This is a genomic window from Gimesia algae (genome assembly GCF_007746795.1).
GTDB classification, from domain to species: Bacteria; Planctomycetota; Planctomycetia; order Planctomycetales; family Planctomycetaceae; genus Gimesia; species Gimesia algae.
The window spans coordinates 3,742,382-3,766,756 of the sequence record NZ_CP036343.1 but is presented as its reverse complement, the minus strand read 5'-3'; the positions used below and the strand labels follow the sequence as shown (position 1 = coordinate 3,766,756).

Genomic DNA, 24,375 nt, shown 5'->3' with positions numbered 1-24,375 from the left:
TTAAGAGTTTTTTTCAGAGATCCTGAATTCTATTAACGCCGTCCGCTTGACTTATCCGATGGAAAGCTTAGATTACATTTCTCGATGGCCCCATCGTCTAGTTAGGCCCAGGACATCGGGTTTTCATCCCGAAAACAGGGGTTCAAATCCCCTTGGGGTCATTTTTAAGCAGCGACTAATTTCCTTGGTAGTCGCTGCTTTTTTTACGTCTATCACTTTCCGGTGCTCTGCTGTCTTGACCGGTGCTCTGCTGTCTTGAACAGGGCAATACGAAAGGAATGTGAGTCGCTTACAGCTGATCGCTGGCAGAGAGGCTGAGAATTCGATCCGCATGTTGGGCGATGCGAAACACGGCCCCTGCAATAGCAGCCATGTGGCTCGCGCCTGTCAACAGGACAGGATGGTGCAGCACTACCAGGTTCCGGTCGCATTCTGTCGCTACAGGTAGCTCGGTGGTCTGGCGAAAGCGACGTCGGCTGTGGATCGCGTGGAGTGCCCTGAATCCCGGGTAGACTGCGATCCCTTCCGCCTGCATGGCCTGACAGAACAGATCGCGTGTCAGTCCCGAAAAATGAGAAGGTTGATACAGGAAGCCCAGCTTGTAATAGCCTGGTGTACTGACGGACTGCGAAGACAGTTGCTGATTTCTGAAAGAGATCAGTCCCGAATCATCACCAAGCTGTGTGAGAAGAATGTCCACATGTTTCTGACGAATCTGATTCTGTGTATCAAGCGTTTCCAGTTGAGGCAGCAGTAAGCCAGCCTGCAACTCGGTCAGCGGGTAGGCTTCATTGCCACGATGTGAATAAAGGCGGATGCGTTGCGCAATTTGCGGAGAACGTGTCAGGATCGCCCCCCCTCGCCCCGCTGTGAGCAGCTTGCTGCCTCCAAAGCTGAGAATACTGATGTCGCCCCAACTGCCTGCGATCTGGCCTTCAATGACAGCGCCAGGGACCTGGCAGGCATCTTCAATCACAGGGATCCCGCGTTCATGCGCGATGCGTGTGAGTCGCTGCATGGAGACCAGACCACCATGCAGGTGGGAGACCAGGATGCCTTTCGTAGAATCGGTGATGGCCTGTTCCAGTAGATTCAGGTTGAGATTGAAATTCTGCGGATCAACGTCAATCATTACGGGGGTCGCACCGACCGTCACGATGTTTTTAAAGTTCCCCTCAAAGTCATAGGCGGCAAGAATGACTTCATCATCAGGTCCGATCCCCAGACCTCGTAAAGCCAGTTCAACCGCTACCGTCCCGCTTGAGCAGAGAATGACCTGTTCTGTCTGATGCAGTTCAGCCAGTTTCTGTTGCAACTGTTTGGCACACGGGCCATGATACCTGCCCCATGCCCCCGTCTGTTGTGCCTGTTGCAGTACCCGATTGATGGCGATATCGGGGAAGGGCCATTCGGGAGGCCCGCCAGGAATAGCAGGGTCTCCGCCGAGAATCGCAGGTTTTTCTGAGAGCAGGCTGTTCATTGGTGCTGGAACCGATTCAAATATAAGTTACGAAATCGGAATTCGTAGGGAACATAGTATTGTTCTGAAGAACGTTAGATTAAAATAAAAGTAGTGCGGGCTCGTCGGATGGTGACCGACTCAGCCTGAAAAGCTTCTTGTGTGTATAGCAACTTTAATATTAAAGTGAGTCATATTATGTCACATCAAATCAAATTTATCATGGTGGGTGGTTTTTTAGGAGCAGGAAAAACCACAACATTAGGACGGCTGGCAAAATATTATGCCGACCAGGGTTTGAATGTGGGGGTGGTCACCAACGATCAGGCAGCCGATCTGGTGGATACAAACGCACTGCGGTCTCAGGGGTTGCATGTAGGAGAAGTGGCCGGGGCCTGCTTCTGCTGCCATTTTAATGCACTGATGGAGACAATTGAAGAACTGGGTTCTCAGCAAAAGCCGGATGTCATCCTCGCAGAGCCGGTGGGCAGTTGTACGGATCTGGTGGCGACTGTGATTCAACCGATCAAACGACTGTTTGATGCGGATTTTTCCATTCACCCGTATGCGGTGCTGATGAAACCCAGCCATGGATTGAAAATTTTGAAAAACGACAAAGGGTCCGGTTTTTCTCCCAAGGCGGCATACATCCTGAAGAAACAGCTGGAAGAGGCAGACCTGATTCTGATCAACCGGATTGATGAGCTGTCTGCTGAAGATGTTGATGAAATCACTTCACTGGTAAATGAGCAGTTTCCGGGAACTCCTGTGTTGCGCACGTCCGCACTCACGGGGGAAGGTTTTGATTCGTTAGTTGAATTTCTGGAGCAGGATGGCGACTTCGGCAGTAAGATCCTTGATATTGATTACGAAATTTATGCGGAAGGGGAAGCAGAACTGGGCTGGTTGAACAGCAGCGTGCATATTTCTGCGGAGAATTCGTTTTCGCTGGACCAGTTGCTGATGGATGTCATTTCGCAACTGCAGGCTTCGTTCAAAGAACAGTCGGTCGAAACTGCGCATCTGAAAACAATTGGCTTGTGGGAAGGTTTTTTTGGAGTCGCGAATCTCGTCAGTAATGACAGCGAACCCCGATTGTCGTTATCATCTGATTGTACGGTAACGGAAGCGGATCTGATTGTGAACGCGCGCGTAGCCTGCGATCCCGAAGCTTTGACAGCGCAGGTGATGCAGGTGCTGCAGAATTGTGCTCAGGCGTTGAATGCGAAGCTGGAGTTTCGCCAGACACAGAGTTTCCGTCCGGGGAGACCTGTGCCTACGCATCGTTATGCATCGCCACAATAGGCTTGGGTTTCTGTTAAATGCATTGAGAGTGGCGTCTACATTTAATGGAATTCGATGTCTGAGCTCAGTGAATTATTTGATGCAGGTCGGCGGCAGAGGTTTCGCCGACAGTTGCAGTCATGGTACGCATCGCATCAGCGAGATTTACCCTGGCGGCGACAGCACGATCCTTATGTAGTCTGGATCAGCGAAATTATGCTGCAGCAGACCGTGGTGGCTGCCGTCATTCCTTACTTTAAACGGTTTATGACCCGCTTCCCCGATGTGCAGACCCTGGCGGCTGCGGAAGAGAGTGAAGTCCTGCAGCATTGGGAGGGGCTGGGCTATTACAGCCGCGCGCGAAATATTCACAAGGCGGCCAAACTGATTGCCGGTGAACTGGATGGCAACTTCCCTCGCGATTTGGAAGCGCTGCAGAAGCTGCCGGGAATTGGTCGTTATACCGCGGGCGCCATTTGTTCGTTTGCCTATGACACGCGGGCCCCGATTGTTGAGGCGAATACGTTAAGGTTGTATTCGCGTTTGATCGGTCTGGAAGAGGATCCCCGTTCGAAGTCGGGGCAGAACCAGCTTTGGGAATTTGCAGAACTGATTCTGCCCCGCAAGTCACCGGGAGAGTTTAATCAGGCATTGATGGACCTGGGGAGCCTGGTGTGTACGCCTCAGAATCCGGACTGTGAAACGTGTCCAGTCAGTGCGGGCTGTGAAGCATTTCTGCGTCAGCGGCAGCATCTGATTCCGGTGCCGAAAGCAAGGCCGGAAATTACACCACTGACCGATGTGAGTATCGCTGTTTTTTCCGGAAGACAGGTGATGATTCGGCAGCGAACAGCGGGAGAACGCTGGGCCGGGCTGTGGGACTTTCCACGGCTGACGCTTGAAGAAATGAATGGGAGTCCGCATCCCGCTGCCAGTCGTAAAAAAGCGGATCGCCAAAAAGCGTTATTCCCGGCAGAGCAGAATGTGGGGGTTGAGATTCCCGAGGGGCTTTCTCCGGCTGTGATTCCCCGACTCGAAAGTTATCTGAAAGAAGAGGCCGGAATTGAAGCAAGCCTGCAGGAATTGATGACTGAAATCAGACACAGTGTGACCCGGTATAAGATTCGACTGCTCTGTTTCGTCGCGCAACTGGAACAGCGATCGGCGAAAAAAAAGTCGCCTCAACTTAACCATCAGCAGACTGATTCTGCTTATCAGTGGGTATCGCTCAATGAACTGGAGTCGTTTCCCCTGTCGGTGACGGGCAGGAAGTTTGCGAAGCTGCTGGCAGAGCGGGTATAGACTTTGTCCAGTGTTCCTGCAGCGTCTCCAGGGCCATTTCGACCAAGTAGAATAGGTTGAGGGACGCTATAGTTCAATATGATTCGCTCTAAACTGCTCTTGAAAGTGCTGCTGTTGGAGGATGACATTCAAAAGTGACCGGCGCAAAAAAATCCCCATTCTCAAAATTGCCTGAGATTGAGAATGGGGAAAACGCATTTGACTCAAGAGAAGAAAGCGGCATCCGTGCCAAAAAGACCTTCCATGGAATATAAGCCTTTAGGGTTACCGGATGTGATGGGGATACTGAATGAGTCGCAACCCGCTCCTGTAGTCAAAGACGCTGTAGTACAATGTGTATTGTAACTTGATTGTGTGTTAACCGGATAAATCTTTGAAGAGGGTGCCAAACTCGGGCATGTCCTGTTCCAGTAGATTTTGCCAGGCTTCCAGGTTCCAGATTTCCACGCAGATCACTGCGCCGACGATCATGACATCCTGATTGGGCTGAACTCCCAGAAACTCGCGAAAGCCTTCCGGGATCGTGCAGCGAGAGCGATTTGCTAACTGAATGGTGCGATTTCTGGTGGACAGTAATCGTCCCAGGCGTTGCACTTCGTCCCAGCGGTTCTCCAGGCGGTGTGACTGAATTTTCTGTTTAATCAGATCCACACCCTGCTGTTGTCTGTTCTGCCAGTCGGCGGCTTTCCAGAGACTGAGACATCCTGCTCGCTCCTTGGTTAACATCGTTTCCCCCGAATCGTCAGTAATTGCCTGAGCCATTTCTGCGGGAAGCGAAATGCGAAAGCGGTCGTCGACCGTTCGCTTTGTCTCTCCCGTAATAAATGTTTCACTGCTCATAGCCAGCCAGTCCGAGGGGGGGATGTGTGTATCAACTCTCAGCGATTCCGAAGCTGTTCGACATTGTACTGGGCGGATAACCCACAATCAACTAGTTATCAAAGATCAATTGGGTAGGAAACCCACTGAGGACCGAATTTACCGTTGGTTTTCCGAAAAGGCAATCTTTGATTGTTCAATTCTGTCGATTTTGTCAATTTTTCTGATCAGCGCTCATTTCACCTGAACAATTTTCTTCACGAAAATAGCGTTCGCACGGATCGATTTAAGTCATTCCCACTTATGAAAATTGAAGGGGCTTTGAGTGCATGAAGTGGCGTGTATTCATCTGCGTAGACAGGGTTTTGCTGAGTATAATTTGTATGCTCTTGGCATCGTTGATGAAACGCGGGAAATGATTATGATCGCCAAGTGACACTTTGGCATCGTCTAAAATTAGCAATGACTGCTAAGGGATGTGGCGAATTTTTCTTCCCAGGTATTGCAGTTTCCCACAGGCGCGAGATTGTCCCAATCCGATCCCCACACAGGTGTGAGAAGTGCGCGAAATGAGGCGGAAAATGGTTCGAAGACGCTTTGATCAGACCAGGAAATGAGTGATGATCAGCCACTGGTGTCCGACGCTCAGCTGAATATCACCGGAATAATGCGGGAAAAACGGGGGGCCGTCACCACGAGTGCTCATGCACGCAGCGAGTGAAAAACAGTGCTACGCGCGCGACGCATACCACGTAGTCTGTCGAGAGGCGTGAGTGTGTCAAGCTGGATATATGACACAGATGAAAACAGGAAACCTGACAGTGAGCATGCGATGGGCAGTTCGCGGATATTGCGGAATCGGGAGGTGTAGAAGTCTGTGAAATGAGATAAAAACTTCAGCTGCCTGGCGGAGGCTCTGAAAGTGTTTCAGAGTCCGCCGGGCAAGAGAAGTATCTCCTCGACCCGTCTCAGAGACAGGACGGGTGAATCTTAGACTGTGTCCAGTTTTACTGTAGCGTCTCCAAGGCCATTTGGACCGAGTATACTAGATTGAGAGACGCTATGGTTAAATGTGATGCGCTCTAATACTCACGATTTTTGAGAATCCCGGGCAAAGGTACGGGGTAAGAACCATCAGCGCGGGCAATAACGGGCGCTGGTGAATCCATCGTCAGTTTATCGACATCCGGAGCAAATTCCTGTTTGCAGTTCAGCATTTCGTCGTAGGTCACGATCTGACCGGTATGAGCCGCCATGCGGCCCATTGAAGTCACCAGACTGGCTTCCGCTCCCCGTCGCACTTCGTTGTAAGGCTGATCGTTACGAATGGCGTTGATCAAATCTTCCCATTCAACCTGATACGGGTTGGGTTCCGGCTGCGGGTAAGCCCAGACCAGGTTTTCATCGGTTTCGTTATAGCCTTTGTAAATCCGCGATTTCGCAGGGTGGTGGGCTGAGGTTGAGATAACGGCCAACCCTTTAGTACCGTGTGCGAAGCTGGCAAATTTCTGGCGACAGCCGGGAATGGTTCGACCCCGCAGGAACATTTTGGTGCCATCTGCGAATGTGTATTCCACGCTGTAGCTGTCGAAGTTCTGGTCGACATTGTCGCCACGATAGTGACGTCCACCGGAACCATCGGCCTGAACGGGCCACGCATCTTTCATCCAGCAGCTTTCGTCGATGTTATGGATGAGGAAATCGCTGAAGCCGCCACCACTGGCCCAGAGGAAGCCGTGGAACCGGGAGATCTGATACAGCAGTTCGCTGCTCATGTTTTCCGGTTTGGGTCCTGTGGCTGCAGAACCAGTCGGGCCGGCCATGCGGTAGGCTCGAAGTTCCAGTATGTCGCCGATCTGACCATCTTTGATTCGATCGTGAAGTTCCTGACGCGCTTTGCAGTGACGGCACATCAGGCCGACGCCGACCTTCAGGTTTTTCTCTTCTGATTTTTTGGCAAGCTCAAGCATCTTGCGGGTACTGGGGCCATCTACGGTGATGGGTTTTTCCATGAAGACGTTGATGCCTTTTTCGATGGCGTAACCGAACTGCACCCAGCGAAATGCAGGAGGAGTCACGAGTAGTACGACGTCTCCCGGTCCCAGGCAGCTAATGGCTTTTTCATAACCATCGAAGCCAATAAATTTCTGATCATCAGGAACATCAACTTTATCATCAAACTGTTTTTTAAGACTCTTGTAACTGACATTGAGTCGATGATCGAAGACGTCGGCCATCGCGACCAGTTTAATCGGTCCGCTGGTAGTGGAGAGCGCATTGGCAGCAGCTCCTGTTCCGCGACCGCCGCATCCAACCAGCGCAATTTTAATGGTGCTGTCATCAGCAGCATAGACATGGGGGATCGACGTACCGGCTAAGACAGAAGCCCCGGCTGCGAGTTTACTGGAGTTCTTTAAAAAATCGCGGCGGGATGAGACATTCTGGGGCGCTTCACTCATTCTGGGCTCCTTGGCAGTTCGATGAAATAAGATCAAATTGGTGGCATTTTATCTGATACGTCGATTGAACGAGGAATGCTGGTTGGCAATCAATATTCTGTGAGGACAGAAGTAAAAGGACATCAGATAAAAACATATGAGAATATCTGATTATATCAATGCAAAAGAGGCACTTGCAACTTGTTCTGATGATTCTCAGAAAGGAAATGCGATGCAATCACAATAAAAAAGCCGAAGACTGAAACCAAGTCTTCGGCTTTTGATTTATTAGTGATGTTTAATATTGAGCTTAGAAATTGTAACCAGGATTTTTAGGATCGAAGTCAGCATCACTTAATCCGACGTTAGTGCGGATGTTGGTGTAGGTGTATTCTTCGACTAATTCCGGCTGGCTGTTTTTTCTGGTAGGCCAGTCATATTGTTCGACACGGACGGGCAAATTTGTTGCTTTGTCGATATAGAGTCTTGTCATCTGGAAGCGGATACCCTGTTTCTGCTGCGGGTAGCTGGTCTGCAGAACTTTGCACTGCATGTTACCGAGCTTGGCGTCCGGGAAATATTTAACGGCAACGCCTGCATCGACGGCTCGCTCTTCTTTCCATTGTTTCAAGATCTGATACAGCATTTTACGAATGCCGATCGTTGTGATCGGGTAACGGCTCTCATCCATTGCCTGTGGACTGTTGGGTTGCAGAGAGACAGTTCCGACGAGTCCTTTGATGCCTGTTTCATGAGCGAGAATCTGATTTCCATTTCGTCCATGGAAATAGATGACTTCCCGGCCGGCGTGTGGTTGCTGGAAACCCAGATAGACACTCAGTGGTTTCTCGCGAAACTTGATCGCCATCGTCTGGGTAGCCTGCATTTTGCGGCCTACCTTTTCACGTTTAATAAAGGTTCCCTGGAAGTCTTTCACTTCCGCCGTTGATTCGTAGCTCTTCATCGCCAGGCGAATTGCAGGATCAAGAGCATGATCTGACTGTGCCTGTAGAGGGCTCGCCTGTGTCAGGCAGGCAGTTGCTGTCAGAGCCAGAACTCCTGCGATGGCAACGAACTTCTTTGTCTGGCGGACCAGAACTGTATTTTGTAAGTAAGAGTGCTGTTTAACCATTGAATTCCGTGACTCCCTTTGTCGAAATCCACTTGCTTTGGACTGATTTCCGGCTGAGCACTGTTAGCGGAAAAACTGTCTAAAACCAGTAAGAAATATAGACCACACAGATTTACGAAACCGCTGAGGGGTTTTCTGCAGTGAAATGATAAGGTCTTTTGAATGAATGCCGAACACAGATCCAATCTGTATTTTGACTTGATGCTATAGTATTAGATCGAACCTCAAGACAAACCGTAATCAATTAGATCGCGTGTTCTCTCTGTTTTTTTATAAATTGTCAAGACAGATTCTTCAAATTGACTTGTCGCATTATTGCGATGCGTACCATTTATGTTTTCCAAGGTGACCTGCTGACCCATTTTAACAGTTGAGGGGGGGGGTATGAAACAGGAGTTTTTGAGTAGATTTCCTGAAAAGAAGAGAATTCGCTAAAGTTCAATTGTTCCAATTACGGTCTTTCTGTATGATCCGCACCCCTGAACCAGTCGGCTCGTATTGTTTTTTCAACGGTCCGTTTGGTTCAGACATCAATCACTCAACAGATTCCCAGGTTGTAATCGAGCCTGGGACAGGCCATTGAGTGATTGGGAAATGTGGTTGGCCAAGATGGTTTCTGGTAACCAAGCATTGAGAACAAGGATTGTTCCCATTGTTCAAATCGGATAGTTTCCGATAGCGTGATTGCGAACATGGAGGAGAAACGCAAATGCGCTCCAAATCAAATGACTTTTTTTCAACGCTGCTCGTACTGATACCTCTGGTCGCAGTACCGATGCTGGCAATTTTCGGTATTCCGGAAATCGCTCCCGTTAAAAAGTCGGCTCTCAATGAAAATGAGCTCTTCGAAAACGAAGATTCTACCCGGTCCCCGTTTGAAGAAATCTCGTTCGATGCCTCATCGCATGAAATTGATTTAGGGCATGAATCCTCTTTAGCGGACCGATCCGGTAAGGCAGATTCTGGTATGCGGAATCCGTTTGGTGAAGCTGCTTCCACTCAGAACGGGCATAAGCAGGGTGAAGAATGGTTGCCTCCCGCAGGAGCTTTGGAAGGCTGGCAACTGGATTCGGCTCCTGCTCAGAGGGAGCCCGATCAAAAAATGACGGGACTCACATCGCCTGATCTGGAACAGCGTCAGCCACAGGGCGGCAATCCAATCCGACAGGCATCATTTGAAAACCAGCCCGATGCAACAAGCTCACAGAATCCCTTCAATCAAGGCGGGGTTCAACAGCTTAACACTGTAACGAATCCATTTGATCAGAATACACCGACACCTTCACAGGCAGAAGTCCCACAGAGGAAAGTCATCGATCAGCAATTTCGGCAGCGTGCAGAAACGATGTTGCGACGAGATTCAGCTACCTGGAGTGCCGCTGTCCAAAAATTGAATGAGCTGGGAATTCGCGATTATAGTCTCAAACCTGGTATCCGCCCTGACGAATTTTTATTCAGCTGTACCTATTCGCCACCGCACAATCCGCGAGTGTCCTACCGGTTCGAGGCAGAAGCACTTGACCCGTTGAAGGCGGTGATTAAAGTGTTGCAGCAGGTTGACGAGTGGAATCAGAGTCACTGAAAACAGCTAGCGCGCATTACATTTAACTAAAGTGTCGCTCAATCTATTATACTCGGTTCAAACGGCTCTGGAGACGCTACAGTTAAACTGTGGACACAGTCTAATTGAAAAAGCCCTCTCTGAGTTGACTCGAAGAGGGCTTTTTTGTTTCAAGCTGTCTGTAGTTCCAGCTGATCAGGCTTCGTTCTTCTTTTTCTTCTCTTTATTTTTTTTCTTCTTTGCTTCCATTTTTTTGCGCAGCTCTTTGGATTTGGGGGGTGCCTGTCGTTTCAGGTGGGAACGCTTATCGACAGTTCCTTCTGCTTCTTCGATCTGACCACACAGGTCCGCGAGTGAAACAGCAACATCCTGCTGACGATAAGAGGAAGCAGCCGACCAGGCGCGGCAGTTTTGGTGCCCTTCGATGTGGTAGCTCTGATTGAGGCTGCGAATTGCCTCGCTGAACTCAACCATTTCATCATTAATCGCGGTTGAAGCCGCACTTAACCCAACGGTAGCACCCAGGACTCCTACAGTACCGAGTACGACCAGTTCAGCTGACATTACTAAACCAGCTTCATCGTACCAGAAATTTTTCAACAGATTCATAACAGACCTCTCAAGAAAGTGGTGACATTTTAATTGAGAGTGAGGTGAGAGTGAGTTCCGCCTGTGCCGATTCTAACGATTATTCGGATAGATGGGATTGTAGCGATTATTCCATGAATGTTAATGTGAGTTGAATATAAAATATGGATAAATTCTGGATTGTTTGAACTATAGGTCCTTAAGTCTATATATAAAAATGAGATACAGCATAATATAAAGTTGAGAGCCTGGCTGTATTTCATCAAGCCAACTTCATCTCCCTACGCTGGTTGAGAGATGTTGACGATCAGGCGAAACCAGTGCCTGTTGCAAAAGCAAAGGTACAGCGAGAGTAACATGAGGCGGCTGAGACAATTCCAGGTGACGATCTGGGATCTTTCAGGAGAAATTCGCGGGAGTGAATCCCTTTATACTTGCCTGATTTGTATTTTCGGGACATGATCGTAGCGATCATTGATTCAGAGCTCACGGTAATACGCCACAGATCAGAAGAAGGGCCAGCCCAACATGTCATCGCAGCAATCGCCAGTCGTTATAGGTATTCGACTTTCCATCATGATGTTTCTCGAGTTCTTCGTGTGGGGGGCCTGGTATGTGACCGTGGGCAACTACATGAAGGCGCATGGGATGGAAAGTATAACGCATTGGGCGTATACCGTAGGCCCCATTGCTGCAATTATCTCTCCTTTTGTGTTAGGAATGGTGGCGGATCGATTCTTTTCTTCAGAACGCGTTCTGGCATTATTGTTAGTGATTGGCGGGGTGGTATTGGCTTATGCTCCGAGTGTGATTGTATATGATCCCAACGCAGCCGAACCAATCGTAGAAGGTAGTACTGCATTCATTCTGCTTTTGCTGGTTCATATGTTATGTTACATGCCTACTTTGGGTCTGACGAATACGATCGCCTTCTCACATTTGAAGAATCAGCAGGTCTGGTTCCCACTGATTCGGGTTTTCGGGACCATCGGCTGGATTATTGCTGGAATTATTGTCAGTAAGTTCATGCACGCCGATACTCTTCCAAATCAGTTTTATGTCGCTGGAGGAGCGGCAGTTCTGCTGGGGATTTACAGCCTGACGCTGCCACATACTCCGCCGCCTTCCAAAGGAAAGGCAATTTCTGTCCGCGATATTCTGGGCCTGGACTCTCTGGCGCTCCTCAAGGACCGATCATTCCTCGTATTCATGGCGAGCTCACTATTAATCTGCATTCCATTGGCCTCCTATTATAATTTTGCACCGATGTTTGTCGGAGATGCCAATATAGCGGATCCCGCATTTGAGATGACATTCGGCCAGATGTCAGAAATTCTGTTTATGTTATTGATGCCGTTCTTCTTCAAATTCCTGGGTGTTAAACGCATGCTGTTGTTTGGCATGTTCGCCTGGGTGCTGCGTTACGCATTCTTTGCAGCGGGAGCTTCGGAAGCCGTTTACTGGATGATTATTTCCGGAATTGTGTTGCACGGTATCTGTTATGACTTCTTCTTTGTGACAGGCCAGATCTATGTGGAACAAAAGGCAGGTCCCTCTATTCGTGCCCAGGCACAGGGCTTCCTGGTCCTGGCGACACAGGGGTTTGGAATGCTGATCGGGGCGCAAGTCATGGGCTTACTGAAAAACGAGATTGTTACGGGTGAAGGGGCTGAAAGGTTACTCAACTGGAAAGAATTCTGGATTATTCCTGCAGCAACCGCATTCGTGATTATGGTGATCTTCCTGATCCTGTTTAAAGACGATCCTAAAAAGGAACTCACAGAAGAAGACGTTGCCAAGGCAGCAGGCACAGAAGAAATGGTTTAAGTTTCCGCCTGATGAAAATAAAACAGCCCTCTGTTCCCGGTGAGCAGAGGGCTGTTTCTGTTTTCAGCGTGTGAATTGGGACGCGGTCAATTATTGACGTGGAACCGGAGCTGCCTGCAGTCGGACGGGCATCATGGATTCAACCAGGATGTATTCTCCGCGTAAATCATTGCGGAACCAGCGTTTTCCGGTAACGCCGACAGGGCGTCCGATGGCAGCGTCCAGGTTGATTTGTGGTGAGACCGGCTGCAGATAGGCCAGGAACTGTCCATTCGGGGCAGTCAGTGCATGCGTGGGCATTCCCTGACGAACATTCCTTAACCGGCGAACGATTCCTGCACCAGAGAACTGTGGTTGGGCAGATGGAGCTGGCTGCTGTATCGCCCCCGGTTGTGGTATTGAAGGCTGAGGCGCACTGGGTTGTGGCAGTGGCGTCAGTGGTTGAGTGGGTGCAGTCGGTTCTGAGGCTGGTTCTGGAGTCGGCGGCAGCAATGATTCTGAACCAGGTGTAATGGTTGTATCGGGAGTGGGATACCGGCTTGTTTTATTCTGTTCCGGAGCCATTGAAACCAGTTCCGCATCGCGTTTACTGGTTTCTTCAGCCAGCTTCAGAAAATCCTGGTACTCGGATTGAACTTTTCGATAACGATTCACGGCTTCAATCCGCAGATCAATTTTGCTGGCAATCGCAGGATGTTTGATTTCCTGTTGCAGGGTTTTGTAATCCTGTTCCAGCCCATTTAAGTCCCAGGCAGTTGGTTCTGCTTCGATCATGGCACGGAACTGAGTGTCGATCGTTTTGATCGCATCTTTAGCAGCAGCCATCTGCTCTTCTTCCGGAACACTGCGACGGGCTGAGCCATCGGTGGGGGTTTTGATCATTTCCTGCTTGGGAGCAAGCGATTTGTTGAGTGAATTGCCCTGACTGAAAGGGTCATTTTGATTGACTGCAATGGGTTGATCGACGGGAACGGGTACCGTTTTTCCAGGTAGATACTGGTCAGTCGGGATAATCAGATGCCCTTCAATCCAGCGCCATTCTCCCGTAGGTGGTTTAATCTGGTACATCAGCACATTCCCAAATTCGGTAGGAACATTTTTGCTGCCCAGAATCGTCACTTCATCATTTTTAGAAAGTCGAATCTGCTCGACATCCCGTGATTCACTAAAAGAGCTTCCTACGCGAACCACCACACCATTTTCAATGACTCGCCCTGTTTGATTTCCTGTTTTTTGCACGTGTTCTGCGCGAATCCAGCTGAAACTTCCCTGGGGAGGAGAAATCATGAACCAGCCACCCGGATCATGACGATGCACGGTGACGGGGTTTCCCTTTTTGAGTTTCATGGTTGGATAATAGCGGGTTCCATTCCCACTGCGCACCAGCGCTTCTTCCGCATTGACGACAGCGTCGTAGGGAAAAGTACGTTTCGCCGCAATACTATCGTCAGCAAGACTGAGTAAGAGCCCTGTGATTAATAAAGGTGTCAGAATCCAGCGGTCTAACGGACACATGGAATAAGCCTCCGTGCTGACTATAAACAGCCCATTTGAAAAGTATTTATGAGTTGTCGAATGTGATTAATTCAACAGAAATGTTCAGATTATTCGAATCGAAGTGGATTCAATAGAGGGGAAAGGTCTCGGTAGAGAAGTTGAAAGAGGAGCGTTTAATAATCAAAAACAAATTATATGGCAAGGCCAAAAACGAAGCAGAGCGAGGGCGTCTGAAATTTACTGAGAAGATTAATGGCAAAAAGTGGAGATTGAATGAGCGGGGAATGGGCATCGATCTGAAAATGAATGCAAATGCTCACTTTTTCGTATTGACGTAAAATCCAATCTATGCAAAATTATCGTTCTCTCAGTATGGTTCGCTGTCTCATATGACATGATTTCAGCTGTATCATGAAAGTAAAGTCACATTTCCAAAAAGACTTCGATCGCGAAATTGTCAATCTAAGAGGCTGGGTACAGTTTCGTTTTCCAAATCAAGAGAAATTCTAATTCGTTTGATCGCCACTACGGAGAGTGGTCCATTCTGCAAAGGAGTGCTTCGGTCGTGAAAAAATTTATTGCTTCAGCTACAGTTATTGCCATCGCAGGCTGTTTTACGTGTGTCACTGAGACAGCGTCTGCACAAGGCACCGCGCCTGCTGCAGGTGCCAGCTCTGTGGTACACAAAGTGGGCCTGATTGATATGGCCCATGTGTTCAAAAATTATGAAAAATTTACAGCACTGCGTGAAGAGTTAAAAGAAGAGATCCAGCAGAGCGATGGCAAAGCCAAAGCCATGGCGGAACAGATTCAGGCTGTTCAGAAAGAAATGCAGGACTTCAAACAGGGAAGCCCCGAATATCTGGCTCGTGAAAAACAGTTGGCTCAGGCTGCTTCTGATTTCGAAGCATTTCGCAAAGTGGCACAGCGCGACTTTCTGCGAAAAGAATCACGGATCTATCACACCATCTATATGGAAGTGACAGACACCGTCAAGAAGTATGCCAAGATCTACAACTACACTCTGATCATGCGGTTTAACCGGGAAAGCCTGGACACGGATGATCCCAAGAAGCTGATCCAGGGTATGAATCGTCAGGTCGTATTTCACCGTGCCGACGATGACATCACACTGTCTGTTCTGGATTATCTGAATCGCAGTTATAAGCCTAAAGGAACCGCAACTGGCCCTAAAGCAAGCACTTCACGCTAAGCTGACAGTTGTGTGACCACTCTCATTGGATGTAGTGCAGGTTCTCATACCTGCCTGCATCCTTTTTGCGATTTTTCAAAGCATCCGCCAGTAGACCGTCAGTGAAGGAGTAGGCAATGCGAACTCGTAATCAGAGAACGCTGGCCAGATCATTGCAGTGTTCCGGAGTGGGGATTTTTACCAACAGCGATGTAAAAATCCGTTTTTGTCCGGCACCTGAGAATCATGGGATCCAGTTTGTACGAACCGATCTGGCTGGTTCGAAGCCGATCCCTGCAGTAATTGAAAATGCTGTTTTTAAGCAGAGACGAACTGCCATCGAATTTAAGGGCGCCTCGGTCGAAATGATTGAGCACGTGATGGCGGCATTGGCCGGGTTGCAGATTGATAACTGCCGCATCGAGATCAATGCCCCGGAAGCACCCTGCTTTGATGGTTCGGCACAGGAGCTTTCAGAGGAGCTGCTGGAAGCCGGGATTGTCGAACAGCCTTTTCAAAGGAAACAGATCCGGATTGAACAGTCGGTGACAGTCGAAGATGAAGCGGGCAGCTTTATTCAGGCCAAACCATTAAACCGTTCTGTCATGGCTATTGGATATTATCTGAATTACGGCGACGATTCTCCCGTGGCTCCGCAGTGCCTGACACTCGAAATCAATCCAGAAACCTGGATGAAGCAGCTGGCCTTTTCTCGAACGTTTGTGCTGGAGCAGGAAGTGGAAGCCATGCAGACGTTAGGATTCGGACAGAAACTGTCTGCTCAAGATCTGCTGGTGCTGGGAGCACAAGGTCCGATCGACAATGAATTACGAACATTAGACGAATGCGTGCGTCATAAAATTCTGGACTGCCTGGGTGACTTTGCTTTGATTGGTTGTGATCTGCAGGGTTATTTCTGTGCTCATCAGTCCGGACACGCTTTAAACCGTGAGTTAATCAAACAAATCAAAGCAACCCACATGTCTGCTCAGTCTGACAGTACCTGGAAAGTTGCCTGAAAAATCCCAATAATCGGTTGCTTGCGAGCAGCTTCAAAATTACGTTCTGGTAAGTCGTTGACTGCAGACTTTTTAGGATGTCGAATATGCCGACAAAAATTTCAAATCTATCCTATGTCGATCCCCTGGCTGAAATCGGGGAAGATGTTTCTATCGGGCCTTTCTGTCATATCGGACCTCATGTCACTATCGGAAACGGAACGGTTCTGGACAGTCATGTTTCCATAACGGGTCATACTACTATCGGAGAACGGAATCGTTTTTTTCCTACTTCCGTGATTGGTAGTGAACCCCAGGATGGTGGCTACACTGGGGCACCCACAAAAGTTTTCATCGGCGATGACAATCTGTTTCGTGAAGGTTGCACGATTCATCGGGGAGCCGAAAAAGAAGATTACTGTACCCGCATTGGAAATCGGAACACCTTTCTCTGCAACGCGCATGTGGCACATAACTGTCGGATTTTTGATGATGTGACTCTGGTCAACGGTGTTCTGCTGGGCGGCCATGTTCATGTCCATGACCGGGCGATCGTTTCCGGTAATACTGTCGTGCATCAGTTCTGTACCATCGGGACTCTGGCTTTTATCAGTGGATCAGCCCGTACTACCGTTGATGTACCTCCTTTTATGATCTGCACCGGATCCGATGATTTTCGCGTGAGAACTGTGAATATGGTTGGTATGCAACGTGCAGGAATTTCAGAGAGTTCTGTTAACGCCATTCGTCGGGCACACCGACTGTTTTACCGCAAGAATAAAAAACTGGAAGAAGTCCGCGAGATTTTCAGTCAGGAACTGGAAGGCGTGATTCCCATGGCTTTACAAACCCTGTTTGATCACTTTCAGGGAATTCAGGGCAGTAAAGCAGGACGGGGGCGTGAAGCAGCCGCTCGGAGTGCAAAATTCAACCCGGAAGAAAACAATCAGGAAACAACACGGAGAGCAGCATGAGTTCATTGAATGTAGCGGTCGTCGGAGTCGGGGCACTGGGTCGCCATCACGCTCGAATCCTGGCAGGTCTGGAAGGCGTCAATCTGTGTGCGGTTGCTGATACCAATCCCGTTCAGGGGCAAGCCATTGCAGAGCAGTTTGGCAGTCGCTGGGTTGCCGATTATCGGGAACTGTTTGAGACAGTGGATGCCGTCTCGCTGGCAGTACCCACACACGCGCATCTGGCGATTGCCAGTGAATTCCTGTCGCGGCAGATTCCGGTTCTGGTAGAAAAACCGATCGCCTGCAATCTGGTAGAAGCAGAAGAACTGGTGCGAATCTCCGAAGCCCATCGTACCTTGCTGCAGGTAGGGCATGTCGAACGCTTTAATCCTGCGACACGGGCTGCCTTTGATCGTTGTCCGAATCCGCGATTCATTCGCAGCGAACGGGTCAGCCCCTATTCATTCCGCTCAACAGATATTGGCGTGATTCACGATCTGCTGATTCATGATATCGACCTGGTACTCTCAGTTGTGAAATCGACTGTCAAAAGTGTCGAAGCGTTTGGGATTTCCGTGATGGGCGAACATGAAGACGCCGTGCAGGCACGTTTGCGATTTCAGAATGGTTGTATTGCTGATCTGACCGCGAGCCGGATTTCACCTTCAGCGAAACGGGCCATGCAGCTCTGGGGCGCTTCCGGGTGTGTCAGCGTTGATTTTACCAGTCGCGAAGTCACCGCCTATCGTCCTTCTGAAACGCTTCTGTATGGAACACCTCCACTCGAGCGTGCCCGGAAAGCAGGAGCCAATCTGGAAGCATTGAAGCAGGATGTGTTTGGGACGTTTCTGAAAGTGGAGACCCCGGAAGTTTCTGCAGCGGATGCTTTAACTGCAGAACTGGCCAGTTTCGTAGATGCGATTCGGACAGGAGTGGCACCGCTGGTAGGTGGTACACAGGCGCTGCAGGCAATGCAGGTTGCCGATCAGGTGCTGTCAGCAGTGAATGAGCACGAGTGGGATGGAACTCAGCAGGGAGCTGTGGGACCTTTCATTCAGTTTCCTCCAGAAGAACGCCGACTGGCCGGTTAAAACAGCCAGTCAGCGTGTCGTTTCTCAGCTGAAATTTCAGTATCTGTTTTATTTCAGTTCTTTGAGTGCGGCGGTGACTTCTTCTGCGTGTCCGTCGACTTTCACTTTAGGCCAGGCAGCTGCGATCTTGCCATCCTTGTCGATCAGGAAGGTGGATCGCTGAATGCCCATGTACTTTTTGCCATAATTCATTTTTTCCACCCAGACGCCGTACTTTTCCGCGATCTCATGGTTTTCATCGGAGAGCAGGGTAAAAGGGAGTTCGAATTTGGTTGCGAACTTTTCATGTGAAGTGACCGAGTCAGGACTGATGCCTAAGATGACGGTGTCGTTGCGTTTGAATTTGGCAACACGATCCCGGAAATCACAGGATTCCGTAGTGCAGCCAGGTGTGTTATCTTTGGGGTAAAAGTAGAGGAGAACATTTTTTTCTCCCTTGAACTGACTCAGACGCACTTTCCCTTCCGGGTATGCGGGAAGATTAAAAGCAGGAGCACGCTTACCAGCTTCTGGTACTTTGCTTTCGGTAGCCATTTGGAATTCCTTGAGAATGAGGCCTTGAGATTGAGGGTAGTAGATGGGCACTGTTGCCTGTCGAATACTGCGTGACTTTGCAAGCCTGTTGACATCACAGGCATCGGTCTGTCAGTGATTCACATACAAATATTCTAACAGTCTGACACCGGCTTTTCGACTGAGTGTGCCTCATGAAACTGAGACAGGAGTTTCTGGTTACGATCGCCAGTACTGCTTATGGTACTTCGTGATCGTATCCAAAGCGGGTTTGGCCTGTCCCTCGGGATTAATCAGGCCGGAATGCGGAAAGCGTCTCGCATCCTGATCTCGAAAACGGGACCAGAACACACCCGTGACGGAGGGTTTGGCCAGCAGCAGTGGCAGATACAGATCGACCCATTCGGCCTGGGCAGCTTCACTCCAGTCGGTCTTCCACTGATTGGCCTGGACCTTGGACATGGATGGGTTTTTCTCGTCCACTACAGCGTCATCACTGGGGAATGCGAGCGTGATGTGCAAAGGCAGGTTCAACACGCTCCACTTATCGATCAATTTGGAGATATCCAGCAGATCATGATGATGGGAACCGTTAGGATAGTAGCCGATCCGCAGTTCCAGATCGATACCGGAAAGTCCGACACCCAGGCGGTCAATCGCGTCTACGAACTGCATAGGCGATAACTGATGCTGACCCTTTGTAAGATAATCTCCCCAGGGTTGCTCGACACGAATGTAGCATTGAATGGAGTCATCGGTCTGCTTGGCGATCTCGATAGCACGGGCAGTCAGTGTCAGGCGTGTCTCTTCATTCAGGCCAAATACCCCTCCCGTATTCATCGCGGAAACCAGCGTCCAGGTACGAATGCTGCCGGTGTAACGAGTAATGGCAGTTTCAATAAAATGCGAGATAATGCTCTGGAAGTTGACCATGTCGAGCTTCCAGGATTCCAGCCAGTCAGGCAGACCATGCGGTGCAAAATCCAGCAGGCAGCCCCCCCGGATCAGCAGATGTTTTTTTTCGCACCATTCTACCTGCTGATCGCAGAGTTCCCAGTCTTGATCTCCCTCATGTTTTTCGATCAGTTTCCAGTTGACCAGATCAATATTCGCGGCGTCGAAGGCCTGGCAGATCTGTTTGCCTTCACTGTCATTGGGGATGAACTCACCTAGATTACAGCCCAGCGAGACCGGAAGTTTCATGGCCTGTGAACGCTGGTGTAGAATGGTCAGTCGCTGACGTGCATAAATCTGAACCAGCATTTCAGCCGCAGCGTGTGCTTTCTGCAATGCGACTCCTGCCAGTTCAGAGCATTCCTCAACTTTGTCCTGAATCACAGCTGCCTGCGCAAAGGCAGTAAAGGCTTCATCGTGTAACTTGATTAACTCTGCCGGTATATTCAGACCTGCAATCTGCCAGACACTGAGCTGGTCTTTGAGGGTCGAAATTTTTCCCCGCGCCAGTTCGAGCATCAGGACATAAGGTTCTTCCCGTTCGGGAAGCGAAGCGGTTCTGACAACGGGGCGACCAAAGTCAGTAATATTCCAGACAATGTTAAGTTTACAGCTTTGAGAAGTCTGCCTCCGGAAGGTGAGGACATTACCGTCTACTTCAACCCGGGTAGGAAACACACGACCATCGACAGCATTCAGATAGGCACGGTGAAGATCAGACCAGTCTTCAGGAACTTGAGAGGGTGCAATTAAAAAACGCAGGTTGCCCATGTAACGGGTCGCAATCGTTATCTGAATTTAGAAAGAAAGAGTTAAGAATGTAATCGGGTTTATTGTAGCTACTCCTGAACGATTTTGGGATTGATCCGCACAGGATGAATGATGTTATGGGTTTTAAGGACGGACGCGCAAGAGAACGGGCCTTAATCTCCATTATTGCGTTTGAGGGACGGGAGGCAAGTGTAGAGTCGTATGGATGTACATGATGGGGAGAGATGCTGGATCTGGCGTGAACCTGACGATCCCCCATTTTGTAAGGGATTTACGGGTTATAATCTGCCTTGAATTGTTTAGCAGCTTTGATCCCGCTACACTTCGGAAGTTCAAATTCATTAGATTTTAATCAGGGTGGTCACTGCATATGGCTTCAGCAGCTTTTATTGAAAGCACGCTTACCGGTATTCCCGTGAAACGGGGAAAAGTTCGTGATGTATATGATTTTGGGGATCGGCTGCTTTTCGTGGCGACGGACCGCATCAGTGCTTTTGACTGGATTCTCGCTCCCGGAATTCCTGATAAAGGCCGGGTCCTGACGCAGATCAGCCGTTTCTGGTTCGAACGTTTTACCGGTATCTCCAATCATCTGCTGAGTATGAATCCTTCTGATTTGCCACTCCCCGCTGATGCCGATCTGGAAGCTTTGCGCGGACGCTGTATGGTAGTTAGAAAAACGGAAGTTGTCCCGTTTGAATGTGTCGTCCGCGGTTACCTTTCCGGATCTGGCTGGAAAGATTATCTGGCGAATGGTGCCGTCTGTGGCATCGAACTGCCTGCAGGGATGCAGCAGAGTGACCAGTTGCCCGAGCCGCTCTTCACACCTGCTACTAAAGCAGAGACCGGACATGATGAGAATGTATCATTCGAGACCATGCGTGATGCGATCGGCGATGAACTGGCTGACCGCTTGCGTGCACTGAGCATTCAGATTTATCAGCAGGGTTCAGAATACGCGCGCCAGCAGGGGATTATTCTGGCAGATACCAAGTTCGAATTCGGACTGCTGGACGGGGAACCGATTCTGATCGATGAAGTCCTGACTCCCGATAGTTCCCGCTTCTGGCCTGCAGACCTGTATCAACCGGGAGTCGCTCAGCCTTCGCTGGACAAACAGTTTGTACGTGACTGGCTGGAAACCACCACCTGGGATAAAAACAGCACGCCGCCTGTACTGCCCGATGAGATCGTGATGAAAACCCGCGAGAAGTACTTTGAAGCATTTCAAATGCTGACCGGCGAGGCATGCAGTTGGTAGGTCAGCCCTGATATATCGCTGATTCTCAGGAAAATCTGGCGATGGAGTATGTGGCAGATTATACTGGATGCTGTTGAATTTCTGTTTCGGGGGCGAAACGGAATATCGTTTCAGTCGGAACAGATTGCCTCAATTATCTGTTTATGCCGGTATTTGGGCACTGCATCGCTAAAATCAGGGATTGATCCCGAACGATTGCCAATGAACGGATTCAGGAAGCGTAGGTAATCAGCAGGGGTATTTAATTTCTCAAATTCCGACAGGCAGTCTGTCGATGAAATCAATATGACTGTACGACTATTTCCTGAATTCGATTCTGTTTCCCAACTCAACTCGGGTCGATTATTGCCATCCCGTTTTGTGTACGCGCTGATTCTGTGTCTCCTTGGGGTGAATTTTTCTCAGCTTCCGATTGCTCAAGCAGGAGAGGTGGAGCTGGAGCATGGCACGATTATCCGAGGTGCTATCGTACCGATTCTGGGGCTGACGGAAAATCTGGCCGCCCGCCTTGAAACCAGTGATGCCGAAGTGACCCTGCCTCCCCGTAAGCTGGTATCGTATCCGATCATTTTGGTCGATGATGGAATGGTTCGTTATTTTGTGCCCCGACGAACGACGGTCCGCATGAATAACGATCAGGACCTCTCGAGGTATGAAACGTTCAAGCTGCCGCAGAAGGTCACAGGCCGGAATCAGATGCTGAAGACAGTTGGGTCCTATATTGATGTGACCGATTTCGATAAGTTTGGTCGGCGGACCGTGACTTTGAATACGAGTAAAGGCAATCTGCCATTACTGCAGGGTGTCACCGAAATCACACCCCATCACCTCAAGCTGACGGGGCTCAAGCAGCAATGGGAACTCGGTTTACGTACGACTTCGATCAAGGAAGAAGTCCTCGATGCCATGCTGAACAACGCCATCGATCACTTGAATCCGAATGAGCGCATCGCGGTCGCCCGGTTCTATATTCAGGCCGGTCTCTATCTTCCCGCCGGTGAAGCCTTTGATAAGATCGAAGCTGATTTCCCTGAGTATAAAGATAAGATCGCGACGTATGTCGCTGAGCTGCGGACACTGCATAGCCAGCAACTGCTGAATGAACTGAACCAGCGTCGCAAAGCGGGCCAGCATCGTCTGGCGCAAAATGCCATTATGAAGTTTCCGACCAATAATGTATCGCAGTCCATTCTCCGACAGATCCGTGACGTTCAGGATGATTATCACAAACAGCAGGAGCAGATTGATAAAGCACGCATTCGACTGGGAGAGCTGGAAGCAGAGATTAAAGATGCCGCAACGCGAAATCTTCTGCAGGCCTACCGTCGCGAGGTGATGACCCAGCTCAATTTCGAAACGATCAACCGTCTGGGGGCGTTCCTGAATCTGGAAAGTGATGATTCGCTGTCCGCACGGGAAAAACTGGCTTTGGCCTATTCAGGCTGGATTGTCGGCGCGGCGAATGTTGTGACCGACCTGAATACCGCGTTGAACCTGTGGACGGCACGGGCACAGGTGCTGGAATACCTGAGGACCGAGAATGAACAGTTGAGCGATCAGATGCTCGGAACACTCAGTAAGCTGGAAGGCATCTCTGCCGCAGTAGTCAAACAGATGATTCCGCTCCTGCCACCCATTCTGGATGCACCGGTGCGAAATATTGCAGATTCTTTTCCCGTCCACGTAACAGATCCGAACGCCGAAGTGCCCGTTTCCTATTCTGTTTTGTTGCCCATTGAATATGATCCGCATCACACCTATCCGATGATTGTCGCATTGCGGCCTTCCACTCTGGATGCGAACTCTGTTTTAAACTGGTGGGGAAAGTTTAAGAATGGCCCTGGCCAGTCACAGCGCCGCGGTTACATCGTGATTGCCCCGGAATACCTGCAGAAAGATCAGGAAAATTACGAGGACAATGTCACCGCGCATTACGCAGTGATTGAATCGATTCGTGATGCACGCAAGCGATTCAATGTGGATTCCGATCGTGTATTTCTATCGGGACACGGAACCGGCGCTGATGCGGCCTTTGATATCGGGATGTCACACCCGGGCCTGTTCGCGGGTGTGATGCCGATCGCCGGTAAAACAAGTGCGTTCAACCTGCATTACTGGCAAAACGCCAAAGATTTGCCCTTCTATATTGTGGGAGGCGAACTCGATCGGGATACCCTGGAGCATAATTCGCTGGTGATCAATCGCATGATGCGCAATGGCTATGATATCATTTATGCCGAGTACAAAGGTCGCGGCTATGAAAGCTATTATGAGGAGATTCATAATCTGTTTAACTGGATGGAACTGCACCAGCGCCTGAAGTACCCCAAAGAACTGGACGAGAAGATTTTGCGTCCAATTGATAACCGGTATTACTGGGTTCGCACAGAAGGCTTTCCGCCTCAAATCATGCGCCCCATTGCCTATACCGGGACTCAGCGTCTCCGCGCCCGCCCGGTGAGCCTGAAGGTCAGCATCAAACTGGGCAATGTGATTTATGTCAGTTCAGGCGGGAAGATCAATACGCTCTGGCTTAATCCGGAACTGGTCGATTTTGATAAACGCCTGGAAGTGCGCATCGACGGTCAGCGGAAGTTCAATGATTTCCTGCGGCCCGATATGGAATCCATGCTGGATGATTTCAAAAATCGAGGCGACCGCCAGAAACTGTTTGACGCCCGGCTCGATTTCTTTTAAACAGTCGTCTAAACTGTGTCCAGTTTTACTGTCGC

General features: G+C 49.6%; 18 protein-coding genes and 1 tRNA gene. 11 read left to right on the top strand and 8 right to left on the bottom strand.

Annotated features, from left to right (window positions below; all coding sequences use genetic code 11):
- Nucleotides 1-86: 86 nt before the first annotated feature.
- Nucleotides 87-161 (top strand) — tRNA-Glu (locus Pan161_RS13825).
- A 128-nt stretch (nucleotides 162-289) separates the two neighbouring features.
- Here Pan161_RS13825 and Pan161_RS13820 read toward each other — a convergent pair.
- Nucleotides 290-1,480, bottom strand: a complete 1,191-nt coding sequence (locus Pan161_RS13820) for a DegT/DnrJ/EryC1/StrS family aminotransferase (RefSeq protein WP_145227902.1) — start codon at nucleotides 1,478-1,480, stop codon at nucleotides 290-292.
- Between the two features lie 177 nt (nucleotides 1,481-1,657).
- Between Pan161_RS13820 and Pan161_RS13815 the strand changes: the two genes are divergently transcribed.
- Together Pan161_RS13815 and mutY are read left to right on the top strand one after the other, a co-directional pair.
- Nucleotides 1,658-2,764 carry a GTP-binding protein gene (locus Pan161_RS13815; protein WP_145227900.1) on the top strand — a complete coding sequence of 369 codons (1,107 nt, stop codon included), beginning with the start codon at nucleotides 1,658-1,660 and terminating at the stop codon, nucleotides 2,762-2,764.
- Nucleotides 2,765-2,818: 54 nt separating this feature from the next.
- Nucleotides 2,819-4,045 carry an A/G-specific adenine glycosylase gene (gene mutY / locus Pan161_RS13810; RefSeq protein WP_145227898.1) on the top strand — a complete coding sequence of 409 codons (1,227 nt, stop codon included), beginning with the start codon at nucleotides 2,819-2,821 and terminating at the stop codon, nucleotides 4,043-4,045.
- A gap of 357 nt (nucleotides 4,046-4,402) precedes the next feature.
- Here the strand turns inward: mutY and Pan161_RS13805 are convergent, their stop codons facing one another.
- The 3 genes from Pan161_RS13805 to Pan161_RS13795 all read right to left on the bottom strand — a co-directional run bounded on the left by Pan161_RS13805 (nucleotide 4,403) and on the right by Pan161_RS13795 (nucleotide 8,434).
- The gene (locus Pan161_RS13805) at nucleotides 4,403-4,885 is read right to left on the bottom strand and encodes a division/cell wall cluster transcriptional repressor MraZ (protein WP_145227896.1); all 483 of its coding nucleotides are present in this window, start codon (nucleotides 4,883-4,885) and stop codon (nucleotides 4,403-4,405) included.
- A 1,061-nt stretch (nucleotides 4,886-5,946) separates the two neighbouring features.
- A complete protein-coding gene (locus Pan161_RS13800) occupies nucleotides 5,947-7,323 on the bottom strand; it encodes a Gfo/Idh/MocA family protein (protein ID WP_145227894.1) in 1,377 nt (458 codons plus the stop codon).
- 289 nt (nucleotides 7,324-7,612) lie between these two features.
- Nucleotides 7,613-8,434 carry a DUF1571 domain-containing protein gene (locus Pan161_RS13795; protein ID WP_145227892.1) on the bottom strand — a complete coding sequence of 274 codons (822 nt, stop codon included), beginning with the start codon at nucleotides 8,432-8,434 and terminating at the stop codon, nucleotides 7,613-7,615.
- Nucleotides 8,435-9,143: 709 nt separating this feature from the next.
- On the opposite strand from Pan161_RS13795, the gene Pan161_RS13790 reads away from it, so the two are divergent.
- The gene (locus Pan161_RS13790) at nucleotides 9,144-10,016 is read left to right on the top strand and encodes a hypothetical protein (RefSeq protein WP_145227890.1); all 873 of its coding nucleotides are present in this window, start codon (nucleotides 9,144-9,146) and stop codon (nucleotides 10,014-10,016) included.
- 174 nt (nucleotides 10,017-10,190) lie between these two features.
- Here Pan161_RS13790 and Pan161_RS13785 read toward each other — a convergent pair whose 3' ends face one another.
- Entirely contained in the window at nucleotides 10,191-10,604 is a 414-nt protein-coding gene (locus tag Pan161_RS13785; RefSeq protein ID WP_145227888.1) for a hypothetical protein, read from the bottom strand.
- A gap of 507 nt (nucleotides 10,605-11,111) precedes the next feature.
- On the opposite strand from Pan161_RS13785, the gene Pan161_RS13780 reads away from it, so the two are divergent.
- Complete coding sequence (locus tag Pan161_RS13780) at nucleotides 11,112-12,410, top strand: nucleoside permease (RefSeq protein ID WP_145227886.1); 1,299 nt, start codon at nucleotides 11,112-11,114, stop codon at nucleotides 12,408-12,410.
- Between the two features lie 90 nt (nucleotides 12,411-12,500).
- On the opposite strand, the gene Pan161_RS13775 is transcribed toward Pan161_RS13780, so the two are convergent.
- Entirely contained in the window at nucleotides 12,501-13,925 is a 1,425-nt protein-coding gene (locus tag Pan161_RS13775; protein WP_145227884.1) for a hypothetical protein, read from the bottom strand.
- Nucleotides 13,926-14,472: 547 nt separating this feature from the next.
- Here Pan161_RS13775 and Pan161_RS13770 point away from each other — a divergent pair.
- The 4 genes from Pan161_RS13770 (at nucleotide 14,473) to Pan161_RS13755 (ending at nucleotide 18,144) form a co-directional block, all read left to right on the top strand.
- Nucleotides 14,473-15,120, top strand: a complete 648-nt coding sequence (locus tag Pan161_RS13770) for an OmpH family outer membrane protein (RefSeq protein ID WP_145227882.1) — start codon at nucleotides 14,473-14,475, stop codon at nucleotides 15,118-15,120.
- Nucleotides 15,121-15,236: 116 nt separating this feature from the next.
- On the top strand, nucleotides 15,237-16,118 hold the full coding sequence (gene lpxC / locus Pan161_RS13765) for a UDP-3-O-acyl-N-acetylglucosamine deacetylase (protein ID WP_145227880.1): 882 nt from the start codon (nucleotides 15,237-15,239) through the stop codon (nucleotides 16,116-16,118).
- 86 nt (nucleotides 16,119-16,204) lie between these two features.
- A complete protein-coding gene (gene lpxA, locus Pan161_RS13760; RefSeq protein ID WP_232103732.1) occupies nucleotides 16,205-17,071 on the top strand; it encodes an acyl-ACP--UDP-N-acetylglucosamine O-acyltransferase in 867 nt (288 codons plus the stop codon).
- A complete protein-coding gene (locus Pan161_RS13755) occupies nucleotides 17,068-18,144 on the top strand; it encodes a Gfo/Idh/MocA family protein (protein WP_145227876.1) in 1,077 nt (358 codons plus the stop codon). Before lpxA ends, Pan161_RS13755 begins: the two co-directional genes overlap by 4 nt.
- Before the next feature lie 48 nt (nucleotides 18,145-18,192).
- Here Pan161_RS13755 and bcp read toward each other — a convergent pair whose 3' ends face one another.
- A complete protein-coding gene (gene bcp / locus Pan161_RS13750) occupies nucleotides 18,193-18,678 on the bottom strand; it encodes a thioredoxin-dependent thiol peroxidase (protein ID WP_145227874.1) in 486 nt (161 codons plus the stop codon).
- A 198-nt stretch (nucleotides 18,679-18,876) separates the two neighbouring features.
- Nucleotides 18,877-20,382, bottom strand: a complete 1,506-nt coding sequence (locus tag Pan161_RS13745) for an endo-1,4-beta-xylanase (RefSeq protein ID WP_145227872.1) — start codon at nucleotides 20,380-20,382, stop codon at nucleotides 18,877-18,879.
- Between the two features lie 370 nt (nucleotides 20,383-20,752).
- On the opposite strand from Pan161_RS13745, the gene Pan161_RS13740 reads away from it, so the two are divergent.
- Together Pan161_RS13740 and Pan161_RS13735 are read left to right on the top strand one after the other, a co-directional pair.
- Complete coding sequence (locus Pan161_RS13740) at nucleotides 20,753-21,643, top strand: phosphoribosylaminoimidazolesuccinocarboxamide synthase (protein ID WP_145227870.1); 891 nt, start codon at nucleotides 20,753-20,755, stop codon at nucleotides 21,641-21,643.
- 285 nt (nucleotides 21,644-21,928) lie between these two features.
- Nucleotides 21,929-24,340: a carboxylesterase family protein gene (locus Pan161_RS13735; protein WP_145227868.1), complete on the top strand. Its 2,412-nt coding sequence runs from the start codon at nucleotides 21,929-21,931 to the stop codon at nucleotides 24,338-24,340.
- Nucleotides 24,341-24,375 lie beyond the last annotated feature (35 nt).